This is a genomic window from Chryseobacterium sp. UF-290 (assembly GCF_058245615.1).
On record NZ_JBSICB010000015.1, the window covers coordinates 29,444 to 56,389 of the forward strand.

General features: G+C 36.1%; 19 protein-coding genes and 1 pseudogene. 11 read left to right on the forward strand and 9 right to left on the reverse strand.

Annotated features, from left to right (window positions below; translation table 11 throughout):
* The first annotated feature begins 1 nt into the window (after position 1).
* Positions 2-1,345 (forward strand): SWIM zinc finger family protein, encoded by a 1,344-nt coding sequence (locus AC4IF5_RS16135; RefSeq protein WP_490736247.1) that lies wholly within the window; start codon positions 2-4, stop codon positions 1,343-1,345.
* A 205-nt stretch (positions 1,346-1,550) separates the two neighbouring features.
* Here AC4IF5_RS16135 and AC4IF5_RS16140 read toward each other — a convergent pair whose 3' ends face one another.
* The 3 genes from AC4IF5_RS16140 to AC4IF5_RS16150 form a co-directional block, all read right to left on the reverse strand.
* A complete protein-coding gene (locus tag AC4IF5_RS16140; protein ID WP_490736249.1) occupies positions 1,551-2,003 on the reverse strand; it encodes a VOC family protein in 453 nt (150 codons plus the stop codon).
* A gap of 842 nt (positions 2,004-2,845) precedes the next feature.
* Positions 2,846-3,184, reverse strand: a complete 339-nt coding sequence (locus AC4IF5_RS16145) for a helix-turn-helix domain-containing protein (protein WP_490736251.1) — start codon at positions 3,182-3,184, stop codon at positions 2,846-2,848.
* 11 nt (positions 3,185-3,195) lie between these two features.
* A complete protein-coding gene (locus tag AC4IF5_RS16150) occupies positions 3,196-3,624 on the reverse strand; it encodes a transposase (RefSeq protein ID WP_490736252.1) in 429 nt (142 codons plus the stop codon).
* Positions 3,625-4,241: 617 nt separating this feature from the next.
* On the opposite strand from AC4IF5_RS16150, the pseudogene AC4IF5_RS16155 reads away from it, so the two are divergent.
* A pseudogene (locus tag AC4IF5_RS16155) lies at positions 4,242-4,412 on the forward strand (SulP family inorganic anion transporter); the annotation flags it as partial.
* Positions 4,413-4,513: 101 nt separating this feature from the next.
* Here AC4IF5_RS16155 and fusA read toward each other — a convergent pair.
* The gene (gene fusA / locus AC4IF5_RS16160) at positions 4,514-6,580 is read right to left on the reverse strand and encodes an elongation factor G (protein WP_490736253.1); all 2,067 of its coding nucleotides are present in this window, start codon (positions 6,578-6,580) and stop codon (positions 4,514-4,516) included.
* Positions 6,581-7,219: 639 nt separating this feature from the next.
* On the opposite strand from fusA, the gene AC4IF5_RS16165 reads away from it, so the two are divergent.
* The 9 genes from AC4IF5_RS16165 (at position 7,220) to AC4IF5_RS16205 (ending at position 14,461) form a co-directional block, all read left to right on the forward strand.
* The gene (locus AC4IF5_RS16165) at positions 7,220-7,888 is read left to right on the forward strand and encodes an HAD family hydrolase (RefSeq protein ID WP_490736255.1); all 669 of its coding nucleotides are present in this window, start codon (positions 7,220-7,222) and stop codon (positions 7,886-7,888) included.
* A 6-nt stretch (positions 7,889-7,894) separates the two neighbouring features.
* The gene (locus AC4IF5_RS16170; protein ID WP_490736257.1) at positions 7,895-8,719 is read left to right on the forward strand and encodes a phosphoribosyltransferase family protein; all 825 of its coding nucleotides are present in this window, start codon (positions 7,895-7,897) and stop codon (positions 8,717-8,719) included.
* Positions 8,709-9,266 (forward strand): TerD family protein, encoded by a 558-nt coding sequence (locus tag AC4IF5_RS16175; protein ID WP_490736258.1) that lies wholly within the window; start codon positions 8,709-8,711, stop codon positions 9,264-9,266. The genes AC4IF5_RS16170 and AC4IF5_RS16175 overlap by 11 nt, the downstream gene beginning before the upstream one ends.
* A gap of 2 nt (positions 9,267-9,268) precedes the next feature.
* On the forward strand, positions 9,269-10,438 hold the full coding sequence (locus AC4IF5_RS16180; RefSeq protein WP_490736260.1) for a toxic anion resistance protein: 1,170 nt from the start codon (positions 9,269-9,271) through the stop codon (positions 10,436-10,438).
* A 16-nt stretch (positions 10,439-10,454) separates the two neighbouring features.
* Positions 10,455-11,402: a hypothetical protein gene (locus AC4IF5_RS16185; protein ID WP_490736262.1), complete on the forward strand. Its 948-nt coding sequence runs from the start codon at positions 10,455-10,457 to the stop codon at positions 11,400-11,402.
* Between the two features lie 101 nt (positions 11,403-11,503).
* A complete protein-coding gene (locus AC4IF5_RS16190) occupies positions 11,504-12,112 on the forward strand; it encodes a TerD family protein (RefSeq protein ID WP_490736264.1) in 609 nt (202 codons plus the stop codon).
* An 88-nt stretch (positions 12,113-12,200) separates the two neighbouring features.
* Positions 12,201-13,244 (forward strand): TerC/Alx family metal homeostasis membrane protein, encoded by a 1,044-nt coding sequence (locus AC4IF5_RS16195; RefSeq protein WP_490736266.1) that lies wholly within the window; start codon positions 12,201-12,203, stop codon positions 13,242-13,244.
* A 272-nt stretch (positions 13,245-13,516) separates the two neighbouring features.
* Positions 13,517-14,044, forward strand: coding sequence for a TetR/AcrR family transcriptional regulator (locus tag AC4IF5_RS16200; RefSeq protein ID WP_490736268.1), 528 nt, complete (start codon positions 13,517-13,519; stop codon positions 14,042-14,044).
* A gap of 3 nt (positions 14,045-14,047) precedes the next feature.
* The gene (locus AC4IF5_RS16205) at positions 14,048-14,461 is read left to right on the forward strand and encodes a nuclear transport factor 2 family protein (RefSeq protein WP_490736270.1); all 414 of its coding nucleotides are present in this window, start codon (positions 14,048-14,050) and stop codon (positions 14,459-14,461) included.
* A gap of 243 nt (positions 14,462-14,704) precedes the next feature.
* On the opposite strand, the gene AC4IF5_RS16210 is transcribed toward AC4IF5_RS16205, so the two are convergent.
* From AC4IF5_RS16210 to AC4IF5_RS16230, 5 genes are all read right to left on the reverse strand, one after another.
* Positions 14,705-15,718, reverse strand: a complete 1,014-nt coding sequence (locus AC4IF5_RS16210) for a catalase family protein (protein ID WP_490736272.1) — start codon at positions 15,716-15,718, stop codon at positions 14,705-14,707.
* A 424-nt stretch (positions 15,719-16,142) separates the two neighbouring features.
* Positions 16,143-16,610, reverse strand: coding sequence for a DMP19 family protein (locus AC4IF5_RS16215; protein ID WP_490736274.1), 468 nt, complete (start codon positions 16,608-16,610; stop codon positions 16,143-16,145).
* An 18-nt stretch (positions 16,611-16,628) separates the two neighbouring features.
* Positions 16,629-20,357, reverse strand: coding sequence for a DUF6443 domain-containing protein (locus AC4IF5_RS16220; protein WP_490736276.1), 3,729 nt, complete (start codon positions 20,355-20,357; stop codon positions 16,629-16,631).
* An 11-nt stretch (positions 20,358-20,368) separates the two neighbouring features.
* Entirely contained in the window at positions 20,369-24,100 is a 3,732-nt protein-coding gene (locus AC4IF5_RS16225; protein ID WP_490736278.1) for a DUF5977 domain-containing protein, read from the reverse strand.
* A gap of 3 nt (positions 24,101-24,103) precedes the next feature.
* Positions 24,104-25,645: a T9SS type A sorting domain-containing protein gene (locus AC4IF5_RS16230; RefSeq protein ID WP_490736280.1), complete on the reverse strand. Its 1,542-nt coding sequence runs from the start codon at positions 25,643-25,645 to the stop codon at positions 24,104-24,106.
* Positions 25,646-26,946 lie beyond the last annotated feature (1,301 nt).

The following is a 26,946-nucleotide window of genomic DNA, read 5'->3' on the forward strand; positions in this document are numbered from 1 at the left end:
TATGGAAGATACGCTTATTTACAACTATTCCAGAGCATCCTCTTTGGTAAAAAAAGATGCTATGGAAGAACTGTTTCTCGCTAAATACAGTGAGATACACAAAAATACCGATGCACCCTGTTTTTTCTGGGGAAATGTAGGCCAGCCGTTTATTCTGGCCCGGTGTCTTATCACCCTCTCCAATATTGTAAAATCCAGCTTTAGCCTGTCACCGTTTCAGATGGCCCTGCTTAAAGATCCGATTGTGACTGCGGGAAATGAAAGACTGCGTTTTGAAGGGTTCTCTCATTGTGCAGGAGTCTACGCAAGAGTAGATGTACTGCCTGATGGTCTGGATGGAGAGTTTTTGGAAAACGGAACTACTAATGTCGACTTTAATCAACCGATGATAACCGCCTTGGGAAGCATACGTCCCAATGAAAAGATCATGCTTTCTGTCGGTGAAAAGGAAGTGGGTATTTACAAAGATGAAAAGAAGGTTGTGGAAAAAAAAGTTCCGCTGCCTGTAAAATGGATCAAGGGCCTGGGAACAGTACAGGTCTATTTATCTGAATCGGAAAAGCTGCATACCTTCAATAAGATCCAGACACAGCAGCTGTTTCGTGGAATGCCTAAAGGAGTGATGAAATCAGACTATTATCTTATTGTAAGAGGAAACAAACCGATGTTTTCTCCCGTAAGATCAGCAGATGCCGTGTGCATCGGCGGCCTTCACAGGCTTCGCCTGCTGGAGCCTTTACTTCCTTATATAGACTGTATGCAGGTTTTTTCACATCCTAACATGCAATCTACAACCTGGCAGCTTTATATGGGAAATATAAGATTCAGTTTTTCCCTGTCAAGAGAAAGCTGGAGAGGATTTTCCGGTGAAGGAGCGGTTCTTGAAAGCCTTATATCCGAGGTTCCCGATGAGTGGATCGATGCTTTAGACAAATATGCCTATGCCAACCAATCATTCAATGCAACGAAGCTGGCTCTGGAAGGACATATAAGTTTTACAAAGACCGGCAACCTTACAGGAAGGCTAGCCGCTATGGGGTTGCTGGGGTATGATCTTGATGATAATGAATTTTTCTACCGCAGATTACCTTTTAAGCTTAGTCGCATTCTGGAAATGAATCCCCGAATGAAAAATGCTGAAAAGCTTATAGCAGAAGGAAAAGTAGAGATCCTGAATAACAGTAAAGAAAGAACAGAAGCCAGAGTAGAAGGTACCGGAGTACATCATACAGTCATCATTGAAGAAGAAAAAGAGCGATGCACCTGCGAGTGGTTCAGTAAATATCAGGGAGAAAGAGGTCCCTGCAAACACATGCTGGCTGTGAAAAAGATGGTAAATAATTAACAAGATTGTTGGAAAACGCAAAGGCGCAGGTTATTTTGAACATCACATGTTTTAAGGTACAAAGATTTACCTTGGGTAAAATTAGATGTCATATATAGTTGCCATGAATAACGAGTAAAATACTCCTTGTATTCATGGCAAATTAATAAAGTGTAATTTTTGGAATCTTTAATTCCCTTGTGTCCTTTAAGTTTTCCCAACCTTTTTACAGATTGTTTCTATTCATCCATTCTTCATAGGTAAGCACTCCCAGCTCAGGTTTTCCTTCACCCTCCAGAATAGAAATGAATTCAAGCTGGTTACCATCCGGATCATTGAAATAGATGGCCAAAGCGGGCATCCATGCAAATACCATAGGCTGAACAGTGCCGTCTTTCAAAAAATTATAAGGCTTCAAATCTTTATTTTCTAAAAATTCCACAGCATAGTTTAAAATATCTTCCTTACTGCTGGAAAAGGCAAAATGTCTGGGCTGAAGATTCTCCTTCTGCTCCCATAATCCCAGCATAAATTCTTTTCCTTCCCCAATCCATAAAAAAGCAATAGGCCGGTTTTCATCTCTGTGGGCAAGCTTTAACCCTAATACCTCTGTATAAAACTGTACAGCATTTTCCAAATCACTTACCTGCACATGGGTTTCATATAATCCTTTAATCATAGTTCTGGTTTTAGTATCGGCAAAGCTAGAAAACGTCTGCCTGAAAATCTGGAATTATTGATTCCTTTATGTGAAATGAGTGATAGAAGGATTTTATAATTAAGAGATTAAGGGATTAAGAAATTATTAAAAGATTTTACTGCTAAAAATCTGTGCTTAATAGGAGTGGCGTGAAGTCACTTTTCAGATATGTCCATAACGCATATGACTTTAACTGGAGCTTAGATATAACAGTTAATTCAAAATCTGCACAATCTGCGAAATCAGCGAGAAATATTTACGATATATTAAGAAAACTTTTATCACAAATCAGAATATTTGTTCATTACAGAATAATATAGCCCTTTTTATAACAGGCTTTTTCTGAATGTTTGAAATAAAATGCCAAAATAATTTTGTAAAAAAAAATACTACGCAAAAAGACTGCGTAATACTGTTTTTATTTTGTATCAGGAATCAGAGAGGAAATAAAATCTCATCAAGTATTTAACAAAAAAACACAATTTACATAGGAAGAGTAGCTCAGCTGGTTAGAGCACGACAATACTTTTCGGTTATTGCCTTGGTTTTATAAAGCCGGAGGCAGAAAGTGGGGAGCTGGAAGATCTCTTTGTATCATAATTTTCTATAAAGTCAGATTTTCTTCAGACTTTAACTTCTTCCTTCTTCCCACTTTCTGCTTCTTTATACTCTTATAAGGTGTCGTTAGGAAAAAATCCATCGTTACGCAATTACGGGAGGAATAGCGAAGCCGGTAATTCCGGCAAGGCTATCCGGTTCGACTCCGGCAAACGTACAGCCCGCTTTTTCCTTACCATTGCCTTTATAAAAAATGCCGGTTATTATTGACCGGCATTTTTCATGGTATCTTCAAGCTCTCCTTCAAACATCAGTTTCCATTTTGAAAGGGTGGTTCTGCTTATTTTATATTTTCTGGACATATAGCTGGTAGAATGACCGTGTTTTTTCTGATACTGAAGGAGTTTCAGCATGGTCTTCTTATCATACGTTTTAAGCTTTTGATTTTCTCTGGACTGCTTGAAAAGTTTATCATTGAAGTTAAGCACATCTTCACTTGTATGAAGCTTTTCAAGGAGCTCTTTGATCTTAGGATCTTTCAGCTTTTCCGGATGTTCCAGCTTCAGCATATCCTGATAAATCTTTTTGTAATTGGGACGCATATCGTTTTTGTTTATCCGTTAATCGTATCGCTCTTTTGAAGCCATCTGTGAAGAGTACTCTTAGGGATGGAATATTCTTTAATGACATCGCTTTGTGTCATCTCTCCCGAAAGAATTCTTTTCATAATGAATTCCTTGATCTCCTGAGTATAGATATTTTTCCTGAAATAGGGGATCTTGTCAGATTTTTGTTGGTTTTTGTTGACGGCGGCCGGAGGCGCATATAGAATCAGATGAGCGCTGTAAAGCCTGAAAAAATCATATTCCAATAACTTGCTCCACCTCAGAAGGAGATCTGCATCTATAGATCTGCTGCTGTACATCCTTTCCACAGACTCTTCATCCCTGCCTAAAAATTTGCAGATCCTCTCCATGGTTATTTCATTTTCATCGACCCTCTCCTTAATAAACTTTCCAATATGGATTTCTTTATATAACATTTTTATTGAATATTGTCTTTAATTAAAACTTATGCATCAAAAAACGTAAATAGACGAAATATATTATTGTGTATTGCAGAATATAATTCACTTACATTTGAAATTGAAAAAAAGCGAAAGCCAAAATTCAAGAATCTTGAATATATTTAGTGAGGGTAAAATCTTTAAAATCAGTTTAGGAGGAATGCGGTATATTAAAAGGATGTATTTTTTATCATTTTATATATCCTGCAGGTATATTCCTTATTTTCAATGGGGCTATCACTCTTCTTCTTTTTCAAACTTCTTTTTCCTGCCATTTGTGTAAATAATATATAACCTATTAAAGTTTTCTCATGCCATTCTATTTATTCTAAGCTATGTCTTGATAAACAGCTGTTTACATGTTGAATGTTTTGATTAGTACCAAAATAATTGCTTATTTGCTTTCAAATTTAAACAAAAATTGAAAGAAAAAATAGGAGGATGTGTAAAAAAGCCTATTTATGTTATAATTTTAATTAAAATTAACATATTATGTGAACAAATGTGTGAATTATTGAATGCGTGTTGTAAGCCTGTGGAAACAGAAAAGAAAAAATGGTGTACATCAGACAAGTACATACCTTTGCCCGGTAATGAAAAATACCATACGCTTATTTGACTTTTCAAAGAAAATAAATAATAAAAATGAATTGTTGGCAGGCTTTACCGTTGCCATGATCATGATCCCGGAATCACTTTCATTTGCGATCCTGGCGGAATTCTCTCCGCTTATCGGCTTTTATGATGGGTTGATCGCTACCTTAGAAAATTGACGAACGCATTGGATTGACGATTTTCATTCATCATATGAATAAACATCCATAACCACACAAGGACTGTAAAATTAATTACAGTCCTTGCTTTTTTAGGTGATCAATGTATTCGCGATAAAATCAGGCACTAACGCATAGTGGGATAGCTTCATGCTGACGGAAGCCCTTCCGCTGGCCAGTGTCCTGAGATCTGAAATATACCCGAACGTTGATGCTAACGGAATTTCCGCTGCAAATATCTTTCTCCCTGATCTTTCATCAATAGAAGTAATGATACCTCTTCGTCTGTTGATATCAGCTGTTATAGCACCGGTATACTCTTCAATACTCTGAATTTCGACCTGCATAACAGGTTCCAGAAGTTTAGGGCTGCATTTTCCGGCAGCAGCCTTGAAGCCTTCTCTTGCCGCAATTTCAAAATCAAAGGCAGCAGAATCCTGAAGATGGAAAGCCCCATCCAAAAGGGTAATCTTCATGCTTTCCAAAGGATAGCCTTTCAAAGCCCCATGCTGCATGGCCTCTCTGAATCCTTTTTCAACAGAAGGAATAAATTCACTAGGAATAACACCTCCTTTGATCCTATTAACGAATTCCAGTCCATGCTCATTATCATTTCTTGGTCCGATTTCAAAACTGATATCAGCAAATTGTCCGTTTCCTCCATTTTGTTTTGAAAGCTTTTCTCTGTGAGTTCTTGTTTCCGTTAAAATTTCACGATAGGATACCTTAGGTTTTCCCTGATTGATCTCAATACCGTGATTCAGGCGGATCTTTTCCAAAGTGACCTCAAGATGAAGCTCTCCCAGTCCGCTCAGTAAAGTTTCTCCGGTCTGCCTGTCTCTTTCAACTACTAAGGAAGGATCTTCTTCCTGGATCTTTGCTAATACCAAACCAAAAGATTTTTCATCACTATTGGTTTTTGGCTCTATCGAAACCCTGATAACAGGCGCAGGGATTGTAATCGCTTCCAGTAATACAGGGTGCTCTAAAGAAGATAAGGAATCTCCTGTTTTGGCATCTTTTATTCCTGTTAAAGCAACAATATCTCCTGCCTTACCTTCCTCTATGGATAACGTTTTATCAGACTGCATCTGTAAAATTCTGGAAATTCTGAAGCTTTCTCCGGTTCTTACATTCAGTAAAGTCTCTCCGGATCTTATTTTCCCTGAATAGATGCGGAGCATGGCAAGCCTTCCCATATGCTTGTCAATAACCACCTTGAAAACAAGTCCGGAAAAAGATTCCGATTCATTTCTTGCGAGCTCTATGGCTTCTTCTGTCTGAGGATCTTTTCCTTGGAGGTCAGCAAGCTGGTCCGGAGACGGAAGATAGGTGACCACAGCATCAAGAAGAGGCTGTATTCCTTTATTCTTAAATGCGGACCCGCATAGAACAGGAACTGCTGCACGCGACCTGCAAACTCTCTGTACAGCTTCTGTGATCATTTCAGCAGTGATCACATGTTCAGTATCCATAAAGATTTCAAAGAAGGTCTCATCGTATTCGGCTAAAGTTTCCATCAGTTTCATTCTGTATTCATCAGCTTCTGTCTCATAAGCATCAGGAATTTTCCTTTCAGCGATAGTTTCTCCGTTTTCATCTGTCCAGTATAAAGCCTTTTGCTGTATCAGGTCGATTACTCCTTCAAAATTGCTTTCCGCTCCGATAGGAATCTGAAGAGCAAGGGGAACAGCATTCAGCTTGGTTTCAATTTCCTTCAGAACTCCAAAAAAGTTAGCCCCGATCCTGTCCATTTTATTGATGAAACAGATCTTTGAAGTTCCATGTTTTTCAGCCTGGAACCATACATTTTCAGTCTGTGGCTGAACTCCGGAAGAAGCACAGAAAACGGCAACCACACTGTCCAGAACTCTTAATGAACGCTCAACTTCCACTGCGAAATCAATATGTCCCGGAGTATCAATAATATTAATGTTATAGACCCTGTCATCCTTTTTCCATTGGGTTGAAACCGCTGCTGATGAAATGGTAATCCCCCGGTTTCTCTCCTGAATATCCTTGTCCATGGTGGTATTGCCATCATCTACATTACCTATTTTATGAATAAGCCCTGTGTAATAAAGAAGCCTTTCTGATAATGTTGTTTTTCCTGCATCTACATGTGCTATAATCCCTATATTTCTTGTATTGTTTTTCATTTTGTTTGATTTAAATTGTTGATTTTTAATACGCTGTTCCGGAAAGATTCTGAAAAAAATGAACGCAAAGGATATTCCGGCCTGAACGATGGATCAAACCGGCAAAACGTATTGTATTTTTGCATTGATTTATAGTATTTTCAGAACGGATCTCAATAAAGAACAGAAGTTTTTTGAGTTGTTAAAGTCTGAAAATTAGGGCAGCAAAAAAGACCTGTCTGAATAGACAGGTCTTTAATATATTTTTAGTAATAAAAGATCTATGGAACTATTCAGATAAATATTTAGTGCTGCCAAAGAACACAGCTCTGACAGGATTACTTAAAGTTATATTATTTATCATTTTTGTTGACATTGTTGATTGTTAACCGGTTGCGAAAATATAATTTTTTTTTCATTTCCAAAGAATTTTTGAAATTTTTTTTGATTCATACTTGCTTGAACGGTTTTTCAAAAGGCTCAAGAGTTGTTAGAGAATTCACGGAATTTCATAAAAATATCTTAAAACACTGAAGTAGGGTAATGCGTTTATGATAAAAATTTTATCTTTGGAAAGAATAGCAAATTAACGCTTGTTGATGATTAAAAAAATTAAATCTTTTTCAAGAAAGCTAAATAAAACTTTTAACTTAAAACATATTGAAAACAGATATCGACATTCACAACCACTGTCATTTTTCCTTTGATTTGTGGCTTACTCTAATCAAATCTCATCCTGAATTTAAAGCAAAAAGAGTTGAGCTGTTCTCCTCGTTTTTTAATGTAGACAAGCCGATCGATGAAGTTGCAAGAATCGTAAAATATTACGACGATCTTTGCAATACGATCAATGAGGTGACAGGGGGGAATATAGATACTTTTGAAATCTATCTGATGATATTGGGAGCGCTGAACGTAGATATAAAGCTTTTAAATAAAGAAAAGCTGAATGATTTTTATGTGAAGAGTGAAAAACTTTTCTTAGAATACAGACCGGTTATCATTTTTGAAAATATCCATGATTTTTTTGAGGAAATAAAAAATCAGGGCAAGACGATCAATATTCTGAGCAATACAGGATTTATCAAAGGAACGACCATGAGAAAATTTCTGATCCATGAAAACCTGGATCAGTATATAGATTTCCATATCTATTCTGATGAGATCAACTGTTCCAAACCGAACCCGCTTATTTTTCAGGAGGTGAAGAATAATATCAAAAATAAGGACCTTCCATTGCAGCAGATCCTACATATCGGAGATAATCCGGTGGCTGATTATCAGGGCGCAAAAGAATTCGGTTTCAGTGCACATTTACTTAAACACTAAATAAACATGAACAAAAGATACAGCTTACACCACATTCATTCGGCGGATGAGTTTACTTTCTCACCTGCGGAATACAGCTATTTTAAATATGGCGATAAGTCGTATGCTGAAAAATTTGCAAAAGAATTATTCAACGGTTTTATTGCTGAAAATGAAGAGCTTTTACAGGCGGATAAAGAGGTCGTGATACTTCCAAGCCCCTATATGGCGATTCCTACGGCTTCTAATTTTTTATGCTTTTACTTTAAAAAGCTCCTGGATTTTCATCTTTTTCAGAAAGGACAAAAATCAAGTATCCTATCCAAGATCAACAGAAACCATACCTATATCACAGATTATGGGAATCTTAATTTTGAAGACCGTAAAAATCTGATTGCTAATGATACTTATTACATCGATAAAGATTTTTTAAGAGGAAAACTTTGTATTTTTATTGACGATATAAAAATTACGGGCAGTCATGAGTATACCGTAAACAGGATTTTGGATGAATATAAGGTGGAGGCGGACTTTATGTTCCTGTATTATGCAGAACTGATGAACTTTGACCTTGATCCCAAGATTGAAAATTTCTTCAATTACTATGCTGTGAAAAATGTAAAACATGTCATAGAAGTAATGAATAAACCAAGTTTTCAGTTCAATACAAGAATTGTGAAATATATTTTAGGCCTGGATTCAAGTAATTTTGACTATCTTACGTCTAAAGTAAAAAAAGAACAGATGGAGCTGCTTTTGGAGTTGGCCATCAGTAACAATTATCATTTAATAAAAGAATACGAAAATAACATCAATACTTTAACACAAACGGAATTATATTATGGCTATTAACTTACAAAAAGGACAAAGAGAAAATATTAACGCACCTAAATTTACTGTAGGTTTAGGATGGGATATCAATAATACTTCTACAGGAACAGCTTTCGACCTTGACGCTTCTTTATTTTTGTTAGGAGATGACAAAAAACTGGTTTCAGATAATCACTTCATTTTTTATAATAACCTTGAGTCTCCGGACAAAGCAGTGATCCACACAGGAGATAACCTTACAGGAGAGGGTGATGGTGATGATGAGCAGATCAGGATCGATCTTACAAAAATTGATAATGCCGTAAAGGAAATTACAGTAGTGGTAACGATCCATGAAGCGGATTCCAGAAAACAAAACTTTGGACAGGTAAGAAATTCTTTCATCAGAATTTTCAATACAGATACGAATGAGGAGATCTTAAAATATGAATTAGACGAAGATTTCTCAATCGAAACTGCAGTAGAGTTCGGAAGAATCTACAACAGAAACGGAGAATGGAAATTTGAGGCTGTAGGAGCAGGACAGCGAGAAGGCCTTGAGAAATTTGTATCAATTTATCAGAAATAATCATGGATAATCAGGAAAATCAACCGATAGATCCGCTTGGATCAATAGAACCTCTTAAAACATTTGAGCCTACTCCGATGGTTCCACCGGGCCAGCCTATTCAGAATGCAGCGCCGGCGGTTCTTGTAGACAGGGAAGGAAATGTAAGCCTTTCTCAGCTAAAGCCTGAGGAACGCCAGAAATATGAAGCGATTGCAAACTCTATTGATGAAGCCAACCCTGGCGCTATTGTCAACTTCGGAGCAGAGCTTCAGAAAACGCTATCAAACCAGAGTGACAGCTTCCTGGGAAATGTAAGAAGATCAAACTCCGGAGAAGTAGGAGTATTAATCAATGACTTATTGGTAGAGCTTAATTATGTAGACGTAGAAGAGCTTAATGGAAATAAAGTAAAGAGCTTCCTAAGCAAATTACCGTTCATGAAGAAGATCATGACCCAGGTAGAAAATCTGTTTACAAAATACGATAAGATCATCAACAATATTGAGCAGATCTCTTATAAGGTAAATGCGGGAATCATTACTTCTACCAAAGATAATGCGGTTCTTCAGACTATTTTCGAAAGCAATGTGAATTCCATCAAGCAGATCGAAGATCTTGTGATCGCAGGAAATGTCAGAATGGAGAGAGCTGCCGGAGAACTTGCTTTGATGGAGGCTAATCCTCAGAACTATCAGGATTATCAGATTGCGGATAAAAGAGATTTCATTGCAAGATTAGACAGAAGAATGGCTGACCTTAAAGTGGTGCGTGTCATTATGATGCAGTCACTTCCACAGATCAGACTGGTACAGAATAACAACGTTTCGATTGCTGAAAAAGCACAGACAATTCTTACGACGACGCTTCCTGTATGGAAAAACCAGCTTTCACTGGCTGTTGCGATGTACAGACAGCAGCAGAGTATTGAAATTCAACAGAAAGTGTCTTCCACTACACAAGAAATCTTAAGAAAGAATGCTGAACGCCTTGGCCAGAACTCGGTCAATGTTGCCAGAGCTAACGAACAAACTATCGTATCTGTAGAAACATTGAGAGAAACAACGTCAATGCTTATCAATACGTTGAATGAAGTGAAACAGATCCAGAAACAGGGAGCTGAAAACAGAAGAAAACTGGATCAGGATCTTCAGACACTGGAACATGAACTTAAAGCGAATGTCAGAGGCTAATTTATAGGATACCAAGGTGGGGGATGATGCAGCAACTATATTGTCGCAGAGCAAAAGAAGATTAACAAGGCTTAAGCTTCTTGCGAATTTTTTTGAACATATTGATATAATATCGATTTTTATCAAAACAGATATTATCCACAATCTGTTCCAGGAAAATACGGCTTTAGATTACAATAAACTGGAACTTTTCCACCTGCAGTATACCGACAGCCTCATAGAACTTCTGACCAAGATCAAAAGGCAGAAGGAAAATGATATGCTGGCTGTCATCAATGAAATTGGCATCAACAATAAATATATTTCAGGTTTTGAAGAAAGACGGGTAGACAGCTTTCATACCGACAGGAAAATGTATAGCGGTGTATTTTCCCAGCATCTGAAAACCCTGTATAAAGATCTTACAGAAGATATCTTTACAGCCAACTGGGATAATGTACTGTACTTTCATAAAAAGTATGCCCAGGAATTTTACAGAACTGAAGCAGATGAAGCATTGCTGAAGTCAGGTCCCTTTCCGGCTTATCAGTATAGGGATTATTCCATCGAAAGAAAGCTGTTGGGGCGTTTGAATATACAGGGATTTAAAGTACGCTTTGTTTGTGGTTATCTTATCGGTACTCATGAATATGAGCTTTTCAGGATCTTTCAGTCTGATGACTATTTTATTTTCAGTGTAGATGAAAAAAAGCTATATCTTTTTGACAAAGAATCGGATAAGCTGGATATTTCTGAAAACCAATCGAATCAGAGTACTATTATCGATCAGCTGAAAAGAAAAAATGAGCAGCTGGAAAACAGTATGAATGAAAGAAAACGTACATTGCCCCCGGAAGTGGAAGGCGTCTTGAGAGACTATATCAAAAACCTGGAAAACATAGACATTATGAGCAAAATATTTGATTTTGACGAAGAAACCAATATTCTGCGTGCAATGCTTAATTTGAATTTGAATAATCAATGAGAATGTAAAATTGCAAAACTGCAAAATCGCAAATTTGCCTTTTCGCCCTTTTGCAGCTGAGCCTTTTCACCAGAAAGTAAATAACAACTAAACATAAAAAAATGGCTATCAACTTACAAAAAGGTCAGAGAATCAACCTTAAAAAAGAAAACGGAGCTGAGCTTTCCCAGGCTTGTGTAGGAATCAACTGGGGGGCTATTGAAAAGAAAGGCTTTTTCGGAACCAAAAAAGAAGCAGTAGACTTAGACGGCAGCTGTATTTTATATGATTCAAATAAAAATGTAACGGAAGTCATCTACTTCGGAAACCTTAAATCCAGAAACGGTTCTGTAAGACACAGCGGGGACGACCTTACAGGTGACATAAACGGAGATGATGGATTGGATAACGAAGTGATTACTGTAGATTTCAACCAGCTGGACCCTAATGTGGAACATGTTGCGATGGTGCTGAACAGCTACAGAGGTCAGGATTTCGGGACGATCCCTTTTGCATCCATCCGTATTTATGAAGGATCACCTACAAATGTGAGAGAGGTCTTTGCAAAATATGATATTGCGAATGATGCTTCTTTCAGAGGACATGTTTCTATGGTAATGGGAGTATTCTACAAAAGAAACGGGGAATGGAAGTTCAACGCTATCGGAGATCCTACAGCAGACAGAAAGCTGGAGCAGACGATTCAGACGGTACAGATGAATTATTTATAATCAGTTATCAATCAGAAAAATAAATAAAACGGCAATATTTGTACTTTGTACATCTATTGCTTTTATCATATAATAACACATTATTCAAGTGGAACATCAAAGTATTTTAGATCTGCACCCTGGCTTGGTGTGGGGATTCGCGATAACAGTGGTTATCATGCTGCTCCTGGACTTAGGAGTTTTCAACAAAAAAAGTCATGAAGTTTCTTCCAAAGAGGCGACGATATGGACTGTCGTATGGATCTCACTCTCTATGATATTCTCCGGAGTCGTGTACTGGGTTTTCAATACCGACGGAACTCCCGAAAGTCATGCGCTGGCTGTGGAGAAATTTACACAGTATCAGGCTGCCTACTGGATTGAGAAGGCCCTTTCGGTGGACAACCTATTCGTATTCATCCTTGTTTTCGGATTCTTCAAAGTTCCGAAGTTCCTTCACCATAAGGTACTCTTTTGGGGGATCATCGGTGCATTGATCTTCAGGGCGATATTTATCTTTGCAGGAGTAGGGCTTATTAATCTGACTTACCTTCCTGAAATGAATATTTTTGGAGAAGCTGTAAAGATCAACGTTGTAATGACCCTGTTCGGATTATTCCTTGTCTATGCGGGAGTTAAATCATGGGGTGACGGAGACGATGATGATGACGAAGATTACAGCAATACGGCTGGGGCAAAATTTATTAAAAGTTTCTGGAAAGTTTCTGATAACTATGACGGAGATAAATTCTTCACGGTGCAGAACGGGATCAAAATGGCAACACCACTTTTAGTTGTGGTAGGAGTTATCGAATTTACTGACGTTCTTTTTGCAGTAGATTCCATTCCGGCGATCTTTGCGATTTCAAATGACCCGTTCATTCTGTATACATCGAATATCTTTGCGATTTTAGGATTAAGATCATTATACTTCCTTTTGGCAAACTTTATTCACATGTTCAGCAAGCTTCCATATGGTCTGGCCATTATCCTTTCCTTCATTGGAATAAAAATGCTTATTGCGCCATGGATCCACATTTCGTCTCCGGTTTCATTGGGAATTGTAGGAGGAGTGCTGGTGATCTCAGTTCTTTTATCTATCATGTTCCCTGAAAAAGAAGAAGAGGAAAAAGAAAAACTGGAAGAAAAATAATCATATCGAGAAATATGCAAAAGCCTCTGGATTAAGTTCCGGAGGCTTTTTTTTGTGAATAAATACCGGGAGTAATAAGACAATCATGTATAACAAATTTGTTTAAAGATTAAGATATTGCAGGTATTAAACCTAACAGGTTTTTAAAACCTGTTAGGTTTAGATGTTGTTGAGACATCGTTTTAATAGAATTAATTGACCTTAAAATAGACAGACAGGTTTGTCTATTTTGTTTTTTTATTTTACATTTGTCATATGAAACAGAAATAATTATGAAATCTCCCAGAGAAAGAATTGTAGAAACAACGTTCGGATTGTTTGCAAAGCAGGGATATAATTCCACAGGGATTAACCAGATCATTGCAGATGCAGGAGTAGCGAAAGCCAGTTTTTATCAGCATTTTAAATCTAAAGAAGACCTGTGTGTTGAGTTTCTCAATGTGAGGCATCGGTATTGGTTCAGTGAGCTGCACAGTTTTTCATCACAGGCAAAGGATCTTCATGCTAAAATCATCAGCGCTTTCGATTTCCTGGTATATATGAATGAGAAGGAGAATTTCAGAGGGTGCAGCTTCCTGAATATACTGTCAGAAATCCCAATGGATAATATTAAAATTCTGAATGTAATCCAGTCCCATAAAGCGGACCTGAGAAGGTATTTTTCAGAGCTCCTGAAAGATGATATGCTTTCTGACCATATCTATATGCTTTTTGAGAGCAGTATCATTGAAAGCCAGCTTTTCAAATCGAATGAACTGATTGAGAAAATGAAAAAAACAGTCACCTATCTAATACAATAAATAATGGAACAGAAACATCCGCTTCCGCCTTTCACTCCTGAAACGGCAAAGGAAAAAATTCAAATGGCAGAAGATGCCTGGAACAGCCAGGATCCTGAAAGGGTTTCAAAAGCGTATACCATAGACAGTGAATGGCGGAACAGGGATACATTTGTCAATGGAAGAGATGAAATCGTAACCTTTCTTCAAAAGAAATGGGAAAAAGAACTGAACTATAAGCTTAAAAAGGAATACTGGGCACATACAGACAACCGGATCGCTGTTCGTTTTGAATATGAATACCAAACAAAGGACGGTGTCTGGTTCAGAGCTTATGGAAATGAAAACTGGGAGTTTGATGAAAACGGGCTGATGGCTAAGAGGTATGCCAGCATCAATGATGTAGCCATAAAAGAAGAAGACCGGAAATACAGATAGAAAGTAAAGATTATTGTAATAATGTTTTCACCTTTATTATACAGTGATAATAGCGGAAATTCAAAGCTTCTCAATAATTATTTTTTGCCACGTATACGAATCCTTTTTGAAAATCTAAAGGTATTCGTATATATGGCAATTATATTTTTTCGAAAACATCTGAGGAATCTGAGAAATCAGTGGGAAATAAAGATTTTATCGCAGATAAAATCTTTGTGCTTTTGCACTTTTCCAACGATGCATTTATAGATCCGTTCTCTTTCCATGTAAAAGCTTATTGATTTTTCTTCTGGTCTGTACAGATACCCTGTAGGCGTCATCACGTAATTTCTGTATTCTTCCCACAGGCTGAAAGATACTTTTACTTTCGAACGGATTGAATGAAAGCAGTTCATTGTTGCAGTCACGAGGGTCTAATAAAGCGCCTTTGTCTATTTTCACTTCACCGATCTTTATGAATGGTGAATTTTTCCATTCTACGTTCAGCTTATTGATCGGTTGGTCTTTGAGATCATAACAAAGCTGAATCAAAACGTCAGCAGTGAAATCGTGGGCCTGAAGATAATTTTTTAATGAGTCTTTAATCTTTTGCTTCCTGCCTGTATGTTTATGCACAGATTTCGGGCATAGCTTTATTTTGATGATGTAATCCCCCAGGCGATAGGCCCCTACGGAATAATAATCAAATGACAGAATAAAATCATTTCTTTTACCCGCCAGCTTTACAATGTTACGGATAAAATCACCTGTACAAACGGAAGGTGTCATTTTGATCATCTGAATAATCATGGGGAATAGATGCCTCCATTGTTTCATATAAAGCCGATTAATTGCTGTAAACAGTTTTAAAAAGACAGAAACAGAATTAATAGGGAATAGAGGAAAGTTGACAAGGGGATAATTACAAAGAATCGCTCCTTTCTCATCCCTGATCTGTACCGAAAACCCATAAGCAGGAATATCTTTTTTTGAATTTTTAATTTTCAAATGTGCATTGGATAATCTTATGATGAGATCAAACGTTTCTTTATCAAAAAATGGCCGCAGCGGTTCAGGTATATTCGGATCGACCCGGAATATTCCTTTTGCGACCACATATGTTTTTGCATGAGCATTTCTGGTAGCATAATTGACATCACTTATGGAAAAGGACTGCTCTACGAAATCAGCAATCGATTTTTTATTGATTTCCAGCAATTTTTTTTCCTCCTCATTCAGTTCGTCAAGCTTCTTATTATATTTTAGTGGATTGGGCATTTAGTTTTTAAATCCAATTATAACTGGATTGTTTTGTTTTTAATGTTTGATATTCAGTTATTTATAATTTTTATATTTTATATGTGTCATTAAATGTGTCAATTACTTAAAAAACTTAAAATTTACTTATTCAAATCTAATATAAAAGAACTTATAGAATATGAACAGTATTTAAATTTTATCTCCACATACTATAATATAAAAAATGCAATAGAAGAAGCTAAAGTATTTTATGAAATCATTACTAATGATATTTATAAAACTTTTCGGTAGTTCAACCCTCTTTAATATATAACAAAAATCCCTCTTGAAATTAATCAAGAGGGAAAATTCAAAAAAACAGCTGAGGAGTGTACAGTCTCACCCGACAAATTGTTTTCTAAAACTATTGTTAAATATTGTTATTTTTCTGATGTCATTTATATCACAATTTCTTTAAATAAGTTCCCAATAAATCTTCTACATTTTCATCTTCTATATCATAATATATATCATCCAAGTGTCCTAATGATTTATACAAACCATCCCCATCAAAAAGTCTTTTGAGAGTTTTATTTAATAATTCTTCACGAAACTGTTCGTCACTAATGTTTTCATCTTTGACAAGATTAAAAGCTTTTTCCAATAGGTTTGATTTTTTAAATGCTCCTATTTCAATTAAGGCGTCTATGGTTTCTTTTGCAAATTGCCCATATCCATTTGCAAAGTATTGATCAAATCCACCATTAAAAACTTGGCTTTCTAATAATACAGTTAAATATGTAGTTTGTAAATGTTGAGGAAGATTTACAATATAACTATACCAATGTGGAATTTCACTTACAAACCATTCCTCTTTAATACCTTTAGTTGATTCCAAATAGAACTTTTCTATTAATTCTTGATTATTCATTACTGATTACTGATTATATTATTTTTTAAAAGCATCGGGATACATTGTCTTATTCATCTGAACTAATTCTTGTAAAGCACTATTAGGAATACCCTGATTTCCATAAACACGTCTTAATTCAAAAATATCTCTTGCAAGAACTTGTCTAGCACTTGTAAAACCTCCGTCCCCTCTTGTTATTGCCATCCTTCCTATTTCTGGAAGTTTTGTTCTATGACCAGCTTTTGGTACAAGAATCGAAGGTGCATTTTCATGTTCATAATTTGCTATTAATCTTTTCATTAATGCGCTTTGTCCAACATGATGTGCATCTAATCCTTTCTCTAAGCCTCTCATTTTTTTGTATGCTCCGACTCTCCAGAGGTTACTTGATGTTGGTGACGCTGGAGCACTACTTTTTGCAATAGTTCCTGTAGCCATCAGTGCTGTATTCGCTAGCATCATTAAAAATGAAGCATCTCTTTCTCCTACACTTTCTGCAAGTTTTTTATGCGCTAACATCCCTACTATATCCATAGGCCCCATCCATGAAACACCATGATCATTACAATATCCACAGTCCCACTTTAAAGGTACAGGTTGTATCTGGGGTTTTGGAATATTAAGATTACCTAACATACCATTACCATTTCCAACATAACAATATGAACAGTTGTTAGGTGTAGAGGACGCCATTGCCCTGATCGGTGGATTAAGTACGATTTCCTGAATCTGATACGGATTGTCTGAACCTCCCAACTCATTTGCTTTCAACTCATCACCCGGGCCACCCGGACCATTACCACCATTAATAGGATCGCTTCTTAATCCCGTTGCATCCATAAAAAACAACGGATTACCATAAGCATAGCCATAAGGCTCTAAAGTGGATGAACTGAGAGGATCATGAGTCATAAACCTTCCCACATCAGGCATGTAGAAACGGGCATTCATATCATAGAATCCTGTTTCCTGTAACTCCTGACCTAAAAATTTATATGACTTGTAGTTCCCTGTTCCGAAGAAAGCATACCCTGTCTTTAAATGATTCATACCATAAGGGTAATAATCATTACTGTCTAAAATTTCAAGAACACCTTCGCTGTTTTTGGCAAAACTTATCCTTACGTTTCCGTAAAGGTCTTTGTATTGGTAAATATATTGATTTTTCAGATAATCATAAAATCCTTCAGAGGTCGGGAAAAATTGCAAATAGGGTGTTTTTTCCTGTAAAAGTTCTACAGACTCAAAGCTTCCAATGGGAGTAAATGCTTGGGGTTCCAACGCCCTTGCTATTGATGTCAGAAAATCAGGTCCTGTGTCAGGAGTACCACCACCACTTCCTCCTGAAGTAGTACTCTCTTTTTTGTAATAATGAAACCCATCCAGATAATCAGTAACCTCTGTAGTAGTATCAGTTCCCGCAAAGCCAACTGAGGTTTTTACGTTTGTTTTTCTTAATTTTACTCCATCGGCGCGATAGTCTGTTTTTATTTGGATTGTAACAGGATCAAAACCTATATTGAAAATAGTGGGGAGATTCAGATAATTATAGGTAATACCTGTAATCTGTTTGTCCATCATATTTTTCAAATTCCCATTGGCATCGTATTCCATCGGAAAACCTGCTACACCTTCATATCCTGTACTGTTTAAACTGTTATCTTTAATAGTAACAGCTCGGTTTCCATTATAGGAATATACTAGGTCATCAATTTTGGTGGCGATGGTGCTTCCATTTTCCATCACAGAGGTTCTGTACAATCCGGTTATATTCCCGTTGAGGTCATAATCCATAGATTCTGTGTTTTCCTTTGAATATGGATTGCTAGGATTTTGGTAAAACCCTGCTGTAAGTCTATCTAAAGAATCATAAGCGTAACCGTATCTTTTAGGGGTTAAAGAGGGAATTATTCCTGGTGCTTCTACTGATCGCCAGTCTATTTCTGCTATATTTCCATTATATTTGGCAACAACATTCTTTCCTGCAAACAAAACAGGATCAGGATTGGTAATTCCATCTTTATGGGTGTATTTTACCTTATACGAAAATAGCTTACCACCCAAATCAGTAATATCCAATTGCTCTCTATTGATACCTGTAAGCCATCCTCTTATATTGTAATCATAATCTATACTTTGAATATTATTTCCTACTTTTTTATTAATAAGCTGTGATATTTCATTGTAAGTATTATCAGAAAGTAGTTCTTCTGAATTATCATCTACCTGGTGATAATGCTTTTTAAGCCTATTCTTATCATCATATAAGAATCTTTCTTTAATAACAACACCTGTCTCATCAGATTTCCTTTTATGGAGAGTGTAAGATTTCAAAGGAACCCCTGTAAAATCCAGCTCCGTTTCTGTTTTGGTATATCCTCCTAAATAATTAACAGATATTGTCGAGATTTCTCTTTCTTTTGTATCATAGAAAGTATAATTCTTAGTCCAGCTGTCATTATCAATATTTTTGGTAAAGAAGGCTAGAATTAGTCCTTGAGTACTTAATGATGTATTATTTCCCGGTCCAGGCTGCTGTAATACGTTTTGTCCGAAAATCTGCGTTTGAGGAGAAGGTGTATTGGGGGGATAAGTATCATAATAATTTACCGATAACAAAGTTATCCATTTAGAAGCATGAGGATAGGTAGTGGCCGGATCATAAAGAACATCCATTCCCTGCCTGTTAAAGACAACAAAATCAGTACGTTTTACATTGTTGTTCGAAATTCCATCTATCAAGCCTTGTTCTGTATTTCTATCTCCTCCCATAGATAATCCGGTAAGAGCAACTCTTCCAAACTGGTCATATTTGGTATACAACCACTGTCCTTTCTCTTTTAAGTTAGCATCCTGTGTAGCTACTAATCTATCCTGATTATCATACACCATATATTCCCAACCTTTTCCGGGAAGTTTCTTTTCTACAAGCCTGCCTCTTCCATCGTATTTGTTCTGATAAAGGAGTTCATTTTGTTTATCCAGATTACTAATTATGTCAGGAGTTGCAGAAGCTAAAGGCGGAAGGATGAAAACGAGATGGTCGAACTTATTATAGAGATAATAAACATCTGCATAATCACCATTTCCTTTCACTTTACGCTCCAAAATGGTTTGTCCTTTCGTATTTATAAATATAACAGATTCATTTCCATCCTCATCTTTTGCACTATTTTTGTAGAGCTTGGAATCCTCTACTATACCTGCATCTGTAATAATATTTTTGGTAGTCCCATTTTCCCAGGTTGTAACTACTTTAAAGTTCCTGATTTTATCACCTGAAACGTTAAGTGCATAGTCATAAAAAACTGGTTTATTACTCCATTCAGTACCTGTTTGTATTTTCTGTTTTAGCCTGTTAAGAGGTGAGCTTTCAAAGGTTTTCTCTGAAAAAATTTTTTCTCCTGAATAGAAATTAACTGCATCACTGACGGGGAAAGCTGTAAGAGAATTGGATTGCTGATATAATGCCCCACCAGTAGATCCTGTCTGCGGAATGGGAAGATAATCCCTTGTTTTCTTACCCGCATCATCATAAAGCGTAGGAAGTACTAAATCATTACCTCCTGGAGTTTCTTTAATGCCAACGATCTGTCTAATCTTTCCAAGACCGTCATAATAGTTTATTACTTCGGATTTTTTAAGACACGAAGGATCAAGGCAATTTTTTGTATAAACATAGTTTTCAGTATTCGATAATCCTGTCTGTCCAAAGACTTCTATTGAAGTCAGTATGTATAGGAATATAAAAATATATTTTCTCATTTTATGTATTTTTAATCAATTGGAATGTAAAAATCTAAATCAATAGTAATATTAGGAGAAGGTGGAGCAGTTGCCGGAAGCAGTTTTACTATAATATCACCATTGGGATTTATAGTTACTCCCCAAACACCTTTTCCAAATGGAGCAGATGTGGCGGTTCTTACATTAGAGGACAGACAATTACCTGTAACTTTTCCTATAAGAACTCCATTTGACCAAGTGGTAAGATTACTCTCATATTTAAAACCCATTTGTATTCTAAACTGAGATGGATTGCTACTATTCTGATTAATTGATCCATAATAAAAAATACCAGAGGGTAAACTACCTGCTTTTACTACACTGCACGACACGGATAGACATGTTCCATTATTATCTGCGAAAGCCTGCCCATTAGTGATCAAATCATTTTCCGCTTTAGAATCAGCCTCTTGCTGACTGTTTGTTGAAGAATACATGTTTTCAGGAACAGTATAGACCACAGAGCTTCCTAAACCTGAACTACCACAATTCTTTTTAAAAACTTTACTTTTTTCCGTGTTGAAATAACGGGGTACAGAATAGTTGTATTTATACTCTGAGATCAACTTTGAATCTCCATCCAATACTTTTTCTAATCTGTTACTGTTATCATACACATAATTTGTTCGTAATCCTGACTCCTCAATTCGTGATTTTACTCCGATAAGTGGATCATAAGCATACGTGGTTACTAGAAAATTTTTAAACTCAAGTTTATTTTTAAAATTAATAAGTTCTGATACGAACTGATTTTCACTATCTGCATCTATATCTAAATCGGATTTTTTTACTATACTTAATCCAAGATACGAGGTATTACTATTAGGGTCGAGTCCCATTGACTGCATTATTTCCTTATATGTAGCCCCTTCAATTCTTGCAATCGGTCTTGTCTGTTTATACCCCCAAAGAATTACGCTTGGTTTATTATTCTCGGTAATCTGGAGCATGTTTCCTTTATTATCATACAGATTGTATGATATTTCCTCCTTCCAACTATTGGTTTCGAAGTTGAATTTAAGATCTGAAGATGGGACCATCATTCCGTTGACAGATGTAAAAATCTTTTTTACTTTTTCCACCTCCTCATTATCCTCCTTTTTATGAGTTTCCAAAAGAAGCTGCTCATATTCCGGAGTACCGCTTAATGATGGAATATTCGCTTCAAATGCATAATTATTGATAATGGATTCATTGTTCATTGGAGCGAGAGTTCTAATACTTTTAGCTACATTAAAACGATCAGTATATGTAAAGCTGGTTTCTGTATTAATTATATTCCCTGAAAAATACTCTGTGTCTTTTCTATTCGTTAGGTTATTCCTTTTTATAATAGAGGAAGTATATTGTGGGGTTGGCATTGGATAATTAGAATTATAATCAGTTCCAACGGGATAGTAGAAAAACCTTGCTTTATTCTGAGTTTTTGGCTCAGTAAGGGCAGGGAAATTATATTCATTTGTAGTGTATTCATAATTGGATATTTTTAAAATATTACCGGTTTTATCATTAAGCTTTTTACTTATAATATTCCCTCTTAAATAATCAAGATTAAAGCTTTTGGGCCCAATACTGTTTTTAGAAAACAGATATTTATCCATATTTATATCTACATAATTACCATACAATTCCCATTTATATTTTATAAAGTCAGGGTATTCGGTATAGCTACTATATTTAAAATCAATAAATCCTCCATCTGAATTAATCTGACGGGATTCAGGGTAAACAACTATACTTCCTTTTGATCTGTTTACCAGCGTAGTAAAACTTTGTGGAATACTTGTTTTAGTACCACCAGCACCCATTGCAATATCCTGTTCTGCTGTTACCATTGGTAAAGAAGAAACCTGGCCGTCAGCATATGTATAACGGGTTGATAATGTTTTGTTTGTCACTGGGTCCATCATTTTCACCTCTTTTATTCTGAGTCCCCCACCTTGTATTTTAGTTCCTTTCCATACGAATTCATGAGGTTCATAAATAAATGATTGCACTCCTTGCGTAGGATAGGTTATGCTTTTCAGGCTCCATGCTCTGATATTTTCAAGGCCTGAAATTCCTTGGTCATAATTTCCTGAAGAAATGCCTGGATTCAGAGCAGACACTTTAAGAGGAGAGAAGTATGAAAAATTGAGATTTTCCCTTACTTCATCATATTTATAAAGATAAGGCCTCATCGGAAAACCGTAGGAATCCTTTATCATTGATTCTGAATGAATATTTTTAAAGCCAAACACATCTTTATTAAATGAGGATATTTTAGGCAAGTCCTGGTCTTCATAATAGGAAAATCTATGTATTTCTTTGTTCAAGTTATTTTCTCCATATCCTTTTTCAATAGCTACCAGTTTCAATCTCTTGCAGACATCGGCATCAGAACATCCCGAATTAAAATAATCGTAAATAAAATTGTATTGAAAGACTATCTTACCAATATTATTTTTAATCACCATTGATTTAAGTAAAGGTTCCTTTGTGAATGGATTAATCTGCTCTTCTCCCCAGCCCGGCCCCGTATATTCAACTACTGGTGCCAAAGGGATTTCACTCAGAACCATGTTTCTTGTTATCTTGTCCTCTCTGGCATTTTCATAATTGAAAAGAACTTCTACATCATCCGTTTTTATTCTGGAAATTAGCTTCCTGATATAAGATTCTTTCGTCATTACATCAAATTCTTTTATTTTTCTAAAATAACTTGTAACGAAGCCTGCATCAACTCTATGAATCAGTTTATCCCAGGTTTTATCTAACTTTTCTGTTTCATTGTATCGTGCCAAAGGCACATAACTGACCTGAAGAGTATTTTTTGTAGTATTATCTATGATTTCAGTTAATTTTAATCCCGTATGATAATCCATTTCTGTGTGGGTAATACCTTCTGGAGGGAAGGTCTGAGAGTCTCTGAAGATAACGTCTCTTGTTTTGGTTTTTACCCTTATATGCTCAAATTCAGAAAAATTGTAGGTAAACTTATCCTTTATAATTTTGATTTGTTGGGTGTCTAAATAATCATTAGGGTTTCCAGGTCCCTGGCAAGAGGTGATATAACTATAAAGAAAATATGACACAAAAAGTCCATGTGGTTTAGGCCCACAAGGAGTTCCGGTAGATTTCCGGTTGGATACAAATCCATATTTTAAAATTTCGCTTTCTGCTGTTTTTGATCTTATAAAATTAATATTTGCCGTATGAATCCCCTCTAACTCCCTTACATTAAAATCTTTATCAATAAAAAATTTAGCTGATAGAGTTGGTGCATTAATAGTATAATAATCAGGAAAATCAGTTAGCTCTAATTGAGGAAAACTTCTTAAGTACGACTTAAAATTATCCCGTCCCTCATTATCTTCATAGGCACCATTCACTTCTTTCACTATCTCACCTATGGATGATAATGACCATCCCAACCCAACTTCATTAGCATATTGATCAACCTGAATTCCTTCTGAATTATACATCAGATTAATGGGAAAATCTATTCCGCCAAAATTGATGTTATATAATGGGAGTGATATATCTGCTCGACCAGTAAATGTATTAACTGAATTTGGGTATAATGTACTAAAATTAAATGGATTACTTTCAGGCTGTGCATTGTAGACGGCATCTTTGGGGTCAACCGTTTTATTACTGTTTGACAAGCTATCTTTTTCTATTGTTTGAGCAATCAAACTTTTACCCATAAAAAAAAGTATGATTATAATTATCTTTTTCATAATCTATTGTTTTATGATTTTGGCACTAGCCATTTTATTTGAATCAGTTTTAATGGTAACCACATATGCACCTTGTACAAGAGCCTGAGTATTAATCTTGGTCACTTTATTCTTCGTTTTCAGACTCTGGAGCTGCCTTCCACTTATATCATACAGAAAAATTTCAGCCTCCTTGAAAGTATAACCTATTTCTACATAGGTATAATCAGAGACAGGATTTGGATAGATCCTGATGTTGTAATTCTCAATCAGCTGATCTATTTGTTTGTCGCCAAGCTTTACAATTTTCCAGTTTTCCTTACCAAGCTCAAGGGCGCTAGTCCCGGCCAAAACAATGGAACCATCCTTGTCCAGCTTCAAATCTGAAAGTTTTTCCTCTCTTTGCCTTGATTCCCCTGCTATATATTTCCTCCATTTTTCAATCCCTTGCTGATCAATATTAACTAACCAAAAGGTTTCATCTTCTTTCTTTATTCTTCCTTCAGCATAAGTATAACCACCTAAAAGGATACTTTTTATTGATGTATCAGCCGCATGGATTACGCTCATCCCCATTAAAATATCACGATTTCCTAAATTGTAGGATTTCTGCCACTGTTCTTCTCCTCTTTCATTCAAAGCAATCACCCAAAGGTCTGTGCCTTCTTCTATACCCACGGTTTTATTGCCGGATCTTTCAGATCTGGATTCTCCTCCAATAACATATCCGTTTGAAGTCAAAGCAAGAGTTCTAATATGATCATCTCCTTTTCCTCCATAACTCTTTTCCCATTCTACTTTTCCGTTCTTATCCAGTTTTACGATCCAATAGTCGCCTTCACCGAAATTCTCTGTTTTCTTTGCTCCTCCGACACCGCTTCTCGAGTATATTCCGATGAGTGCTCCTCCATCTTTTGTGGGTATCATTTTTTCCACCTCATCCAGACCTTTTCCACCCAGAATAAGTTGTGATAATTCTTTTCCATCTTTATCAAGCCTGATGATCCAGGCATCTTTAGAACCATAGCCTTTGGATGAGTTCTGTACATTGCCGGCAACAAAGAAGCCCAGATCTGTGGTTTGAATCACTGCTCTGGCCTCTTCATCTGAAGGAGTCCCCAAGGTTTTCTGCCATAATTCATCTCCGAATTCATTAAGACGAATCAGCCAAATATCTGATCCTCCTCTGGAATTATCTTTTTTATCCAACCCTTTATTAGAATGCGAGGTACCAGATACTAAAAATCCACCGTCCTGTGTGGTAACCGTTCCAGACAGATAATCATGATTCTGACCTGAAAAGTATTTCTCCCAGGATTCGTTCCCTTGCTGGTCAAGTTTGATCAAATGAAAATCATACCCATTATTTTGCTTACTGTCTGAAGCCTGAAGCTTATTGCTTTGAATAGAACTTCCTGAAATGAGGTATTGCCCGTCAATGGTTGTGGTCACCTGGCTTAAAAAGTCCTGAGTATTCGATTGAATATCCTTTTGCCAGACAACTTGCTGGGCAGATAAGCCCAATGTAGTGCATAGAAATACTGCACCTAAGTAGTTGTGTCTCATTGTTTTTTGAAATTTAGTGTGAATGTATAAATTATTGGTAATCTAAGACATGGGATTTTCCCCATATTGTTATCCGTATTTTTACGGTAAATTATTTTAACCCGATAAATAATCTGTTATCATAGTCTTTTACATTTAAATGTGTTTATTCTATTTTATTACTAAACAAAGCTAACCCAGCATAGCGACAAAGCCTGTCGTATTATATCACAATTCTGAAAATTTATATTTTTTTAAAAGAAAGGCACGAAGCTGAAGTCAATCTGCTACAGAGGTACCGCGAAGAACCCAACAGCCCAGATATGACTTACAGCCCTCGTGCCCATATTAGGTACAAGGGCGTAAGCCTATCATTTTTAGGGCTGTTTTAGAAAATTCGCGGTTTTCTGTGCTCCAAATGATAGCTTACGCTTGTTTCGTTAAAATTATTGATGCTAATATATAATATTTTTTTCAACTCCCCCATGAGGGAAACCATAATATCAACACTCTATCAAAACAGTTATAACTTCTTACCAGGAAGAGAAAAAGAAACTCTGTAAAAGCATTTGATAAGTGAAAAACAAAATGCTCTGAATTGATCGGAATATTAAGCATTGGATGATAAGTATACCCTATTGGTTCTTTACGCATGTATTAGATAGGGGAATATGGATTTAAGATATTTTATTTATGCATGAAGAGACTAATAAAAACTCGGCTGAGGTCTTTATTTCAATTTGGAATAACCTAAAATATTAAGGAACTTTTGGGTAAAAGATTACCGTAGAATTGATGTCTACGGTAATAGAGTAAAATAATTATAGTTTGTTAGGAAAATAAGTTCACTTCAAAGATAAGAAATTGTAATTTTCTGTCATTATAGATATTTTTATGGTCATTAAAATACCTGTTCCGACAGTTTTTAAACCTTAAAATGGTATTTAAATGGTAGTAAATGGTAATTTTCAAGTAATTCTATAAAGAGTTTTTTTATTCCTTTTCTTTTATCAGTGGGCATTTAAACAGCTTTTTAGTTGTGAATATCAATCAATACCCCTTATGTGGAATTTAGATACATTTACTCTGAATTGATAAACTGCTTTTCTGCCCTCAGCCTGGCAAAATTATATTCTCAGTCATGTATTATTGGGTAAGAAAAACCGTTATAGTTTGTTAATATTCTTGAATCTGGGTAAATGAGTTTCATTGCTATCTACTTTATTAATCTCCCAAAATCTTGCATTAAACTCATTTAAAGCAATTTCTTAAAAAAAAGCTTCCTGTATATGCAGAAAGCTTATAAACAAAATGTTATGAAG

Bases quoted from the DNA above. Each gene is read 5' to 3' on its own strand.
- AC4IF5_RS16135 (WP_490736247.1), top strand. From the start codon at position 2: ATGGAAGATACGCTTATTTACAACTATTCCAGAGCATCCTCTTTGGTA.
- AC4IF5_RS16140 (WP_490736249.1), bottom strand. From the start codon at position 2,003: ATGATTAAAGGATTATATGAAACCCATGTGCAGGTAAGTGATTTGGAA.
- AC4IF5_RS16145 (WP_490736251.1), bottom strand. From the start codon at position 3,184: ATGCGTCCCAATTACAAAAAGATTTATCAGGATATGCTGAAGCTGGAA.
- AC4IF5_RS16150 (WP_490736252.1), bottom strand. From the start codon at position 3,624: ATGTTATATAAAGAAATCCATATTGGAAAGTTTATTAAGGAGAGGGTC.
- fusA (WP_490736253.1), bottom strand. From the start codon at position 6,580: ATGAAAAACAATACAAGAAATATAGGGATTATAGCACATGTAGATGCA.
- AC4IF5_RS16170 (WP_490736257.1), top strand. From the start codon at position 7,895: ATGAACAAAAGATACAGCTTACACCACATTCATTCGGCGGATGAGTTT.
- AC4IF5_RS16175 (WP_490736258.1), top strand. From the start codon at position 8,709: ATGGCTATTAACTTACAAAAAGGACAAAGAGAAAATATTAACGCACCT.
- AC4IF5_RS16180 (WP_490736260.1), top strand. From the start codon at position 9,269: ATGGATAATCAGGAAAATCAACCGATAGATCCGCTTGGATCAATAGAA.
- AC4IF5_RS16190 (WP_490736264.1), top strand. From the start codon at position 11,504: ATGGCTATCAACTTACAAAAAGGTCAGAGAATCAACCTTAAAAAAGAA.
- AC4IF5_RS16200 (WP_490736268.1), top strand. From the start codon at position 13,517: ATGAAATCTCCCAGAGAAAGAATTGTAGAAACAACGTTCGGATTGTTT.
- AC4IF5_RS16205 (WP_490736270.1), top strand. From the start codon at position 14,048: ATGGAACAGAAACATCCGCTTCCGCCTTTCACTCCTGAAACGGCAAAG.
- AC4IF5_RS16210 (WP_490736272.1), bottom strand. From the start codon at position 15,718: ATGCCCAATCCACTAAAATATAATAAGAAGCTTGACGAACTGAATGAG.
- AC4IF5_RS16215 (WP_490736274.1), bottom strand. From the start codon at position 16,610: ATGAATAATCAAGAATTAATAGAAAAGTTCTATTTGGAATCAACTAAA.
- AC4IF5_RS16220 (WP_490736276.1), bottom strand. From the start codon at position 20,357: ATGAGAAAATATATTTTTATATTCCTATACATACTGACTTCAATAGAA.
- AC4IF5_RS16225 (WP_490736278.1), bottom strand. From the start codon at position 24,100: ATGAAAAAGATAATTATAATCATACTTTTTTTTATGGGTAAAAGTTTG.
- AC4IF5_RS16230 (WP_490736280.1), bottom strand. From the start codon at position 25,645: ATGAGACACAACTACTTAGGTGCAGTATTTCTATGCACTACATTGGGC.